At 74.2% G+C, this 10,821-nt stretch carries 9 protein-coding genes and 1 riboswitch; of the genes, 3 read left to right on the top strand and 6 right to left on the bottom strand.

The annotated features are described in order from the left end of the window. The first annotated feature begins 31 nt into the window (after window positions 1-31). On the top strand, window positions 32-766 hold the full coding sequence (locus tag ABZ340_RS28150) for a nucleopolyhedrovirus P10 family protein (RefSeq protein ID WP_358784637.1): 735 nt from the start codon (window positions 32-34) through the stop codon (window positions 764-766). A 181-nt stretch (window positions 767-947) separates the two neighbouring features. Here the strand turns inward: ABZ340_RS28150 and ABZ340_RS28155 are convergent, their stop codons facing one another. From ABZ340_RS28155 to ABZ340_RS28180, 6 genes are all read right to left on the bottom strand, one after another. Beyond that, the gene (locus ABZ340_RS28155; protein WP_358784638.1) at window positions 948-1,760 is read right to left on the bottom strand and encodes an enoyl-CoA hydratase/isomerase family protein; all 813 of its coding nucleotides are present in this window, start codon (window positions 1,758-1,760) and stop codon (window positions 948-950) included. A 144-nt stretch (window positions 1,761-1,904) separates the two neighbouring features. Then, entirely contained in the window at window positions 1,905-2,126 is a 222-nt protein-coding gene (locus tag ABZ340_RS28160; protein ID WP_029385158.1) for a helix-turn-helix domain-containing protein, read from the bottom strand. 335 nt (window positions 2,127-2,461) lie between these two features. Further along, a complete protein-coding gene (locus ABZ340_RS28165; RefSeq protein WP_358784639.1) occupies window positions 2,462-4,060 on the bottom strand; it encodes an ABC-F family ATP-binding cassette domain-containing protein in 1,599 nt (532 codons plus the stop codon). Between the two features lie 358 nt (window positions 4,061-4,418). Then, window positions 4,419-5,669 (bottom strand): hypothetical protein, encoded by a 1,251-nt coding sequence (locus ABZ340_RS28170; RefSeq protein WP_358784640.1) that lies wholly within the window; start codon window positions 5,667-5,669, stop codon window positions 4,419-4,421. 797 nt (window positions 5,670-6,466) lie between these two features. Then, entirely contained in the window at window positions 6,467-7,591 is a 1,125-nt protein-coding gene (locus ABZ340_RS28175) for an alpha/beta fold hydrolase (RefSeq protein WP_358784641.1), read from the bottom strand. 204 nt (window positions 7,592-7,795) lie between these two features. After that, on the bottom strand, window positions 7,796-8,527 hold the full coding sequence (locus tag ABZ340_RS28180; RefSeq protein ID WP_358784642.1) for a class II aldolase/adducin family protein: 732 nt from the start codon (window positions 8,525-8,527) through the stop codon (window positions 7,796-7,798). 361 nt (window positions 8,528-8,888) lie between these two features. Here ABZ340_RS28180 and ABZ340_RS28185 point away from each other — a divergent pair, with 361 nt between their 5' ends. Together ABZ340_RS28185 and ABZ340_RS28190 are read left to right on the top strand one after the other, a co-directional pair. Next, the gene (locus ABZ340_RS28185; protein WP_358784643.1) at window positions 8,889-10,157 is read left to right on the top strand and encodes an inorganic phosphate transporter; all 1,269 of its coding nucleotides are present in this window, start codon (window positions 8,889-8,891) and stop codon (window positions 10,155-10,157) included. Between the two features lie 50 nt (window positions 10,158-10,207). Continuing rightward, the gene (locus ABZ340_RS28190; protein ID WP_358784644.1) at window positions 10,208-10,429 is read left to right on the top strand and encodes a hypothetical protein; all 222 of its coding nucleotides are present in this window, start codon (window positions 10,208-10,210) and stop codon (window positions 10,427-10,429) included. Window positions 10,430-10,576: 147 nt separating this feature from the next. After that, window positions 10,577-10,719, top strand: a riboswitch (cobalamin riboswitch). Window positions 10,720-10,821: the final 102 nt, after the last annotated feature.

Genomic DNA, 10,821 nt, shown 5'->3' on the forward strand with positions numbered 1-10,821 from the left:
CCGCGCGCCCGGGATGCGGCAGGCTGAAGGAATGACGACGGCGAACCGGTTGACGCAGGCGGTACGGGAGCACCTGGGGCTCGGCAGGTTCCTGCCCCTGGGCGGGCCGCGGGACGGCGCGTGGATCACCGAGCGGGCGGTGCGGGGTGTGCTGCGGGATGCGGCGCGGGAGGTGACGGGCGTGCGCGTGGGCGGCCTGCGGGTCGCGCCCGCCGATCCGGACGCCGCGGACGAGCCGGTCGTACCGCCGCCGCCGAGCGGCCTGCCACCCGGGCCGCTGCGGGTGTCGGCCGACTGCGCGGCGACGGTGTCCGAGCCGCTGCCGGTGATGGCCGCCCGCCTGCGCGCGGCGCTCGCGGCGGCGGCGACGCGGCGGCTCGGCCTGACGGTCGAGGAGGTGGACCTGCGGGTGACCGGGCTGCTGGAGGAGACGGACACCGAGGCCGCGCCGCCGGAGGAGACGGCGCGCGAGGAGGGCGCGCGGGGGGCGCCGGCCGCCGTTCCGGTGGAGGGCGACGAGGGCCGGGCGGCGGCGGCCGCGCTGGCGGTCGCGGGCGTGACCCGGCTGACGGCCGCGCTGGGCCGCCCGGTCCGCATCGCCGAGCGCGCGCGGGAGGCGGCCCTGGCGCGCCGGTACGTCCGGCTGGAGTGCGCGGTGGGCGCGGACCACCGGACCGTGGACGTGGCCCGGCGGGTCCGCGCGGCGGTGTCGGACGCCCTGCCGGATCGCCCGGCGGTGACGGTCCTGGTGACGGCGGTCGACTGACGGGGACCGCGGGTCCGGGCGGCCTCGCCCCGGCCCCCGTCGCGTCGGCCCCTGCCCCTTCGGGCTCCGGCCGGCCCTTCGGGCCCTGTCGGCTCGGGCGCCGTCACTGCGGGCGCCGGGGTGACGCCGTCACCCCGGATGCCGTCGCCTCGGGGCTCTGCGGCCCGGGGTCCGTCCCGGGCTATTCGCCGAGGCCGGCCAGGTCCCGCAGGCGGCGAGCCTGGGCGGCCCGCTCCGCGGCGCGCTGGGCCTCGTAGTCCCGGTCCAGCGCTCCTTGCAGCAGGGCCTTGGTCTCGATCACGGCGTCGCGCGGCGCGGCGAGGACCGCCGACGCCAGGTCGCGCACGGCACCGTCGAGCTGGTCGGCGGGCACCGCGAGGTTCGCCAGCCCCGTGCTCACGGCCTCGTCGGCCGGGACGAACCGTCCGGTCACGCAGATCTCCAGCGCGCGGGCGTATCCGACCAGCCCCACCAGCGGGTGCGTTCCCGTCAGGTCGGGGACGAGGCCGAGGCTTGTCTCGCGCATGGCGAACTGCGCGTCGTCGGCGACGACACGCAGGTCGCAGGCGAGCGCGAGCTGGAAGCCCGCCCCGATGGCGTGTCCCTGCACGGCGGCGATCGACAGGATGTCGCCGCGCCGCCACCAGGTGAACGCCTCCTGGTACTCGGCGATGGTCGCGTCCAGCTCGGCGTCTCCGCCGCGCGCGAGGTCGAGGAACGACGGCTCGCCGTCGAAGCCCTCGGGCGTGAACGCCTGCCGGTCGAGCCCGGCCGAGAAGGACTTGCCCTCGGCCCGCAGCACGACGACACGCACGGACCCCGGCAGCCGCCGCCCGGCCTCGGTGAGCGCCCGCCACAGGGCGGGGCTCTGCGCGTTGCGCTTGGCCGGGTTGGTCAGCGTCACCGTGGCGATCGCGTCGTCGACGGTGAGCCGTACGCCGTCCTGATCGAGAACGGGGCTGTGTGAACCGTGATCCTGTGCGGGCGAAGCCATGGGGCGCCTCCGATGGGTGCACTCGTCCTGAGGGCCGTACGGAACTCCGTACGACCTCCCTAAGTGACTGCACAGTAACCACCCGGCCGGCCGGGAGACCGACCGGGTGGCCACCATCGAAGCCGAGGGGCCGCCCGGGGTAGATCAGGCCGATGGGGCCTTCTTGCCCCGTGTCGCCCCGCCACGCCCTCGCAGCGTGACTCCCGATTCACTGAGCATGCGGTGCACGAAGCCATACGAGCGGCCGGTCTCCTCGGCCAACGCCCGGATGCTCGCACCGGCGTCGTACTTCTTCTTCAGGTCTGCCGCGAGCTTGTCGCGCGCGGCGCCGGTCACCCGGCTGCCCTTCTTCAGAGTCTCGGCCACCCGTGCCTCCTCATGGGAAGTGCGCTCTGGTCTCCTCATGATCACCCCTCCGGGGCCTGATGGCCACCCATTCGGCAAGGTCTGTGAGACAAGTCCGTGACGACGGGAGCGCGTACCCACATACGGAATGCCCTATTCCGCACGCGGGCGCCCGTGCGGCCGAACGGATTGTTCCGCGAAGTGGCAGGTCAGAGAGGCGCGACGGCCGGCCCTTCGACAGGAGAGGGGCCGGCCGTGCGATCGGTGTAGGACACACCTCGGTATGAGGAGATCTCACACAGATGATGGATCACGGATCGGCCGAATGATCCATACGCAGGGGATCGTCCGTTCGATCAAGCGAGGGCGACGAGGTCCGCGTAGTCGGCGCCCCACAGGTCCTCGACACCGTCCGGCAGCAGGATGATCCGCTCCGGCTGGAGCGCCTCGACGGCGCCCTCGTCGTGGGTGACCAGCACGACCGCGCCCTTGTAGGTGCGCAGGGCGCCGAGGATCTCCTCGCGGCTGGCCGGGTCGAGGTTGTTGGTGGGCTCGTCGAGCAGCAGCACGTTGGCGGAGGACACCACGAGGGTGGCCAGCGCCAGACGGGTCTTCTCGCCGCCGGAGAGGACGCCGGCCGGCTTGTCGACGTCGTCGCCGGAGAACAGGAACGAGCCGAGCACCTTGCGGACCTCGACGAGGTCCATGTCGGGGGCGGCGGAACGCATGTTCTCCAGGACCGTGCGGTCCGGGTCGAGGGTCTCGTGCTCCTGGGCGTAGTAGCCGAGCTTGAGGCCGTGACCGGGGATGACGGCGCCCGTGTCGGGCTGCTCGACGCCCGCGAGCAGGCGCAGCAGGGTCGTCTTGCCGGCGCCGTTGAGGCCGAGGATGACGACGCGGGAGCCCTTGTCGATGGCCAGGTCGACGTCGGTGAAGATCTCCAGGGAGCCGTACGACTTCGACAGGCCCTCGGCCGTCAGCGGGGTCTTGCCGCAGGGCGCGGGCTCGGGGAAGCGCAGCTTGGCGACCTTGTCCTGCTGGCGGACCTCCTCCAGGCCGGACAGCAGCTTCTCGGCGCGGCGGGCCATGTTCTGCGCGGCGATCGTCTTGGTGGCCTTGGCGCGCATCTTGTCGGCCTGGGCGTTGAGCGCGGCAGCCTTCTTCTCGGCGTTCTGCCGCTCGCGCTTGCGGCGCTTCTCGTCGGCCTCGCGCTGCTGCTGGTAGAGCTTCCAGCCCATGTTGTAGATGTCGATCTGGGCCCGGTTGGCGTCCAGGTAGAACACCTTGTTGACGACCGTCTCGACCAGGTCGACGTCGTGGGAGATCACGATGAAGCCGCCGCGGTAGGTCTTGAGGTAGTCGCGCAGCCAGACGATCGAGTCGGCGTCGAGGTGGTTCGTCGGCTCGTCCAGGAGCAGGGTGTCCGCGTCCGAGAACAGAATCCGGGCCAGCTCGACGCGGCGGCGCTGACCGCCGGAGAGCGTGTGCAGCGGCTGGCCGAGCACCCGGTCGGGCAGGTTGAGCGCGGCGGCGATGGTGGCGGCCTCGGCCTCGGCGGAGTACCCGCCCTTGGTGAGGAACTCCGTCTCCTGGCGCTCGTACTGCTTCATCGCCTTGTCGCGGGTGGCGCCCTTGCCGTTGGCGATGCGCTGCTCGTTCTCGCGCATCTTGCGGATCAGGACGTCGAGGCCGCGCGCGGAGAGGATGCGGTCGCGGGCGAGCACGTCGAGGTCGCCGGTGCGGGGGTCCTGCGGGAGGTAGCCGACCTCACCGGAGCGGGTGATGGTGCCGGCGGCGGGGATGCCCTCGCCGGCGAGGCACTTGGTGAGGGTGGTCTTGCCGGCGCCGTTGCGGCCGACGAGGCCGATGCGGTCGCCCTTGGTGACGCGGAAGGTGGCGTTTTCGATGAGGACGCGGGCACCGGCGCGCAGCTCGATGCCGGAAGCGGAGATCACGGACAGACTCCTGGGCGGTGGGGAGGGCGGGATGGGCGGCTGAGGACGGTCCCGCCGTCTAATGCGCGAGGAGAATGGCCATGGGGCCAGTCTAACTGGGGTACGCAAGCACTTTTCCCGGCCACGGCGTCGCGGGCCGTCGGCGGGGGCGGGCGCAGGACCGGCGGCGGGCCGGAAACCGGGCTTTTCCGTACCGGCTCCCGGGGGTTTTCCGTACGGCTCACGAGGCTTTCCCGTACGGCTCACGGAACTTTTCCGTACGGCTCACGAGGGAGTGATCGGCTCGAAGGCGCCGGCGGCCGTTCCGGCGAGCCGATACGCGCTCCCCCGGGACACGGGCCTGAGAGCCGGGGCCGGGTCAGGTGCCGCCCGTGTGCACCTGGAACGCCGCCCGGCGCACGGCCTTGGCCAGGGCCGGGTCGGGGTGCGCGGCGGCCAGTGCCACCAGGACCTGCACGGTGCGGGGGTGGCCGACGGCCCGCACCTCCTCCAGCAGCGCCGGGACGGTGGGCTGGATCGCGGACTCCAGGTGCCGCACCAGCATCGGGGCCTCGCCGTGGTCGGCGACGGCGGCGGCGGTGTCGACCCACAGCCACGTGGCCTCCTCCCGGGTGAGGACCTCGTGGGCGTCCTCCGGGTCGGCCCCGTCGTGCTCGGCCAGCCACAGCAGGGCGTAGGGCCGCAGCGTCGGCTCGTCGAGCACGGCGCGGACGTCGGGCTCGGCCGGGGCGCCGACCACGCGCAGCGCCTCGAAGGCGAGGCCGCGCAGCAGGGCGTCGTCGCCGCGGGCGGCCGCGAGGAGCTCGGTGACGGCGCTGCCGACGGGGCGGGCGGCGAGCCAGGCCCGGTACTCGGCGCGGGCCGCGTTGGGGCGGAGCTGGGCGCAGCCGCGGAGCATGTCCTCGGCGGACTGCTCGATGTTCCCGGCGGGGCTCTGCGCGGCGACGCAGATCTGCTCCAGCTTGACCCAGACCGCCCAGCTGCCGAGCGGGGTGAGCGTGGCCTGCCCGTCACCGTAGGTGAGGGCGCCGACCGAGGCGAGGGCGCGCAGGGCCCAGTCCAGGAGCGGGGCGAGCGGGGTGTCGCCGCCGGGGGCGGGGGCCTCGGGCTGGGGGTGCGGACCGTAGGAGACCTCGCAGCGCTCGGTGCGCAGTTCGGTGACGCGCTGCTCCAGGAGGTCGAGGAGCTGCGCCAGGGGGACGGGCCCGGCGGACAGCTGGAGGAAGGAGAGCACCTGGGGCATGGCCGAGACGACCTCGGCGACGGTGGCCGGCTCGTGGTCCGAGGGCTCGGGGTAGGCGAGCGACCAGGCGTCGAAGAGGGCGACCCAGCCGCGCAGGGCGGCATTGTCGTCGCGGTCCCAGGCGCGCAGCCGCCAGCCGGGGCGGGCGCTGTCGCCGTGCACCTCGACCAGACCGGCCAGGCGGGCGATGTCCCAGTCGGCGCGGACCTGAGCGACGGTCAGGTCCAGCTCGGCCGCCGCGCGTTCGGCGGTCGCGTCGGAGAGCGTGGCCTTGCCGTCGGAGGAGGCGCCCGCCCGGCCGGGGCCGAGGGCGGCGTCGGCCCAGCGGGCGACACGGACCGCGCCGGCCAGACCGGAGCGAGCCATTCTGGCCAGCTCCGACCGGGCCGGTGTGCCCTCCGGGGGGCGCGGTGCGGGGCGGCGCGGGTGCCGCTGGTTCACGGCTCTGGGGGCGGCGGCCAGGGGTCGCGGGCGGACGAGTCGAAGCCTGGAGTCGCGCGGGATACGGGACGTCACGGGTGCAGTCTTCCGGTTGACGGTCCGAAAACCCAAACGGAATGTCACGACGGGCGAGGGGGATGGCCAACGCAAGCATGCGGGGAGGGGTGTGGGCGAGGCCCGGGCCGGGGGGCGAGGCCCTAAGCGGAATGGCTGGAAACGGGCTGGGGCCAGTGGGGCGCGAGGGCGCGGAGGGGTGACCGGGGCGAAGGACCGATGGTGTGCCGTCGCCGTTCGGTGGCATGGGGAGGCGCGGGTGGGTTCGGGCGAGGGCGGGTGGGTGCAGGCGGGTGTGGGTTGATTCAGGCTGGTATGGGCGGATAAGGGTAGTACGGGCGCATTCAGTGCGATTCGTCGCATTCAAGCGAGTACGGGTTGATTCAGGCAGGTGCGGGCGTCCGGGCCGGTGATCAGCGCGGCCGAGTGGCATCGTCGGGCAGGTGGCGACAGTCGTGCGCCGTGGAGGGGCGCGGGGCGTACGCCGTGGAGGGGCGCGGGGCGTACGCCGTGGAGGGCGGAGGGCGAGAGGCGTGCGCCGTGCGTGAGGCCGGGCCGCGCTCGGCCGCCTTCGACGGACGCCCGCGCGGAAGCCGGACGGCGGCCGACGGGCGACGGGCGACGGGCGACGGCAGGCGGGCAGCGGACCGGTCGACGGTCCCGTGGGCTCACATCAGCGGGACGAGGAAGCGCCGCAGGGCCTCTTCGTAGGGGTCGGGGGCGGCGTTCCACATGGCCGCGTGCGGGGCCTGGGCGACCGTGCGGAGGGAGACCAGGCGGGGGCGGGCGGCGGCGAGGCGGCGTGAGAGGTGCAAGGGAGCCACCGTGTCGTCCGGGCCGTGGAAGATCAGGGTCGGGACCTCGAGGTGGTCGCGGTCGGCGTCGGCGACGCGGTCGGCGTGGAGTCCGGCGCGGCCCCGGGCGGCGCGGACCGCGAGCGGCAGCAGGGCCCCCGGCGTGTGCCGGGCCGCGGCCAGGGAGCGCAGGGTGGTCTCCCAGCTGAGGACCGGGGAGTCCAGGACGAGTCCCGAGATGCGGTCGCGCACCCCGGAGTGCTCGGCGGCGCGCAGGGCCATGGTGGCGCCGGTGGACCAGCCGAGCAGGACGACCTGCCGGGCGCCGTACCGCAGCGCGTAGCGGATCGCCGCGTCCAGGTCGCGCCACTCGCTCTCACCGAGGTGGTTCAGGCCGTCCGGCGGCCGGGGCGCGCCGAGGTCGCCGCGGTAGGAGAGGGCGAGCACGGGCAGGCGCAGGCCGTGCAGGAGGCCCATGAGGTTCAGGGCGTGTTCCCGGGTGGTGCCCAGGCCGTGCACGGCGATCACCCAGGTGTCGCGGGAGGACGGCACGAACCAGGCCGGCAGCGAGCCGAGCTCGCCGGGGATGTCGACGTCGGCGTGGTCCAGGCCGAGGGCGGTGCCCGGGTCGCCGACGTACAGGTTCGGGGTGAGCCACGCCTTGTCGCCGGGCCGCAGGGTGCCGTGGGTGACGCGTTCGAGGCGGCGTACGACGGTGTCGGCGGGGTGCCGGGCCGCGTCGAGGACGGGGCCCACGACCGCGTGGGAGCCGTCGCCGGCGAGGCCGTAGCGGCCGGGCCGCAGCGCGGCCAGGTCCCGGGTGAGCGTGATCTGCCCGGCGGCGGTGCCGTGCACGGTGAGCCGGGGTTCGGTGGGCAGGGGCCGGCCTGCGGGCGCCTTGAGCGCGGCGTCGCTGGCGAGCCGGCCGGCGACGACGCTCGCCGCGCCGGCGGCCAGGGCTGCGGTGACGGCGGTGGCCGTTGCGGTGACGGTGCGCACGTCCTCCAGTGTCCGGGCGGAACCGGTGACCGGCCAGTGGGCGGGCGGCTGGGGGTGACGGGGAGGAGACAGCGGCCGGGAAGGGACCTGAGGGGGATCGGCGCGCGGGGGCGTACGGGCGGTGCGGGGAGGGGGAGGAAGGGGAGGCAGGAGGCAGGAGGCAGAGGAGGGAAGGTGGTGGCGGTCGCCTCCGGGGGCCGGTCGTCAGCTCTTCTGGCCGTACCCCCGCAGCTTCTCGCCGACCTCGGCGAGTTGTTCCTCCGTCAGCAGGGACGGTGTCAGGCCCGGGACGGAGGAGGCGGTCAGCCACAGGCGGCACATCCACTCCAGCTGGGCGGTGCGGTCGTATGCCTGGTCCAGGGTGGCGCCGTGGGTGAGCGTGCCATGGTTCCGGAGGAGGCAGCCGGAGCGGCCGGCGAGGGCGTGGAGCATGTTCTCGGCCAGCTCGTCGGTGCCGTACGCGGCATACGGGGCGACCCGGACGGGGCCGCCGAGGGCGGCGGCCATGTAGTGGATCGGCGGGAGCTCCCGGACGAGCGTGGAGACGGCCGTCGCGTGCACGGCGTGGGTGTGGACGACGGCGCGGGCGCCGGTGGTGCGGTACACGGCGAGGTGCAGGGGCAGCTCGCTGGTCGGGACGAGGGTGCCGAGCACCTGGCGGCCGTCGAGGCCGACGCCGGTGACGTCCTCCGGCGTCAGCCGGTCGTACGGCACTCCCGACGGCGTGACCAGGACGGTGTCGCCGACGCGCACCGAGACGTTGCCGGACGTGCCGACCACCAGCCCCTCGGCCGCCGTCCGCCGGGCCGTGGCGACCAGGGCCTCCCAGGCGCGCGCCTCCTCGGGGCGGACGCACCTCCCCCCGGCCTCCCCCGCACCTCGCGCCCCCACCCGGGCGTCCCCCGCGTCCTGCCGGTCCCACGACTGCTCGGTCATACCGCGATCCTCCCAGGTGCCGTCCGGTCCGTCCGCCGGGCGGGGGCATCATGGGCCGGAAGACCGGCGTCCGGTGCGCCGCGCGCCGGCCGGCGTGGGCCTTCCGGCGGTACGGAGGCGGCGGGCGCCCGCCGGGTGACCAGGATCTCCTCGGCGGGTCCGCGGACCGGCCGGGGAAGCTCGCCACCGGCGCCCGAGCCCGCAACCGGAGGGCCGCCACGGTGCGAGCCGGACACGGCCGGCGCAAGAGGGGGCGGCGGCCCCGCTTCCGGACACCACCGCGCTCCCCCGAGTTCATCTTCCGTTCACCCTCGTTACCTACGTTCGAGCAGCCAATGACCTCGAACGATTGCCTGGGTAAATGGAAAGCTTCTCGCTGATCCTCGCGATTGTGGTGGTAACCGCACTCGCGTTCGATTTCACGAACGGTTTCCACGACACCGCGAACGCGATGGCGACCACCATTTCGACCGGTGCCCTGAAGCCCAAGGTCGCGGTGGCCATGTCCGCCGTCCTCAACCTCGTCGGCGCCTTCCTGTCCGTGGAGGTCGCCAACACCATCTCCAAGGGGCTCGTCGACGAGAGCGGCATCCGCCCCGAGGTCATCTTCGCCGCCCTGGTGGGCGCGATCCTCTGGAACCTGCTGACCTGGCTGGTCGGGCTCCCCTCCAGCTCCTCCCATGCCCTCATGGGCGGCCTGGTCGGCGCCACCGTCGCCTCGGCGGGCTTCGGCGCGGTCCACGGCGACGTGCTCGTCACCAAGGTGCTCCTCCCGGCCGTCGCCGCCCCGGTCGTCGCGGGCCTGGCGGCCCTGGTCGCCACGCGGCTGACGTACACCCTCGGCAGGAAGGCGGACGGCCAGGCCGCCAAGAAGGGCTACCGCGCCGGGCAGATCGCCTCCGCCGGGCTGGTGTCGCTGGCCCACGGCACCAACGACGCGCAGAAGACGATGGGCATCATCACCCTGGCGCTGGTCGCCGGCGGCGCCCTGGCCCCCGACTCCGACCCGCCGATGTGGGTCATCCTCTCCGCGGGCCTGGCCATCGCGCTCGGCACCTACCTCGGCGGCTGGCGCATCATCCGCACCATGGGCAAGGGCCTGACCGACCTCCGGCCGCAGCAGGGCTTCGCCGCCCAGACCAGCGCCGCCACCGCCATCCTGGCCTCCTCCCACCTGGGCTTCTCCCTCTCCACCACGCACGTCGTCTCCGGCTCGGTGATGGGCGCGGGCCTCGGCCGCAAGGGCGGCGTCGTGCGCTGGTCCACGGCGACGCGGATGTTCGTCGCCTGGGGCCTGACCCTGCCGGCCGCGGCTCTGGTCGGCGCGCTCGCCGAGTGGGTCTGCGGCTTCGGCGACTGGGGTACGGCGCTCGTCGCGGTCTTCCTGGTCGCCTCCAGCGCCGCGATCTGGAAGATCTCCCGCCGCGAGGTCGTCGACCACACCAACGTCAACGACACCGAGAACGCCGACAACACGGCGGACGCCGAGCCGGCCGGTGTGGTCACCACCGCGATCGCCGCCGTGACCCCGCCCCCGGCGGGCGCCGCCGAGGAGCTGACCGCCACCATCCCGGCCCAGCTCTCCGCCGCCCCCGACGCCAAGGCCCCGTCGGCCGCCACCCCCGTCTGAGCCCGCGCTCACCCGGTACGAAACTCACCCGGTACGAAGGAAGAAGCAGGATGAAGATCGACTGGGCAGCCCTCGGCTCCGTCTTCGGGGTCAGCCTCGTGGTCACTGTGGCCCTGGTGGCCCTGTTCACCCTGGGCATCGCCGGACTCTCCCGCCGGGAGCGGGCCGCCGCCCAGGGCGGCTCCGCGGCCCTCGCGGTCACCGGCGCCTACGCGTGCTTCACGGCCTGCGCGGCGGCGGTGGCGTACGGGATCTATCTGATCGTCGCCTGACCGCCGCCCGGCCGGCGGCGCGCACGCGCGCACAGCGGGGTGCGGGACGGACCACCGTCCCGCACCCCGCTTCCGCGTGCCCGGCGCACACCCCCCGCGTGTGGGCCTCCGCACACTCCCCCTGCGCAGGTCAACGGCAAGTTGACGGGTGTTCGCGGGCCATGGTGGACTTCCTGGGCCATGTACGGCGGCAGGAGAGGAAGCCCGGTGTGAATCCGGCGCGGTCCCGCCACTGTGACCGGGGTGGAGACCCCGGGAGCCAGGAACTCTCACCGCCGGTCTCGTCGAACCAGGGCGTGGACACCCTGAGTGAGGACACAACGCGATGCTCGGCTGCCGTTCGAGGTTCAGTACCAGGTCTCTTCCTGCCTTCCCCGACCGTGTGACCGGCT

The sequence above is a fragment of the Streptomyces sp. NPDC006134 genome (assembly GCF_040628835.1).
Classification (GTDB): domain Bacteria; phylum Actinomycetota; class Actinomycetes; order Streptomycetales; family Streptomycetaceae; genus Streptomyces.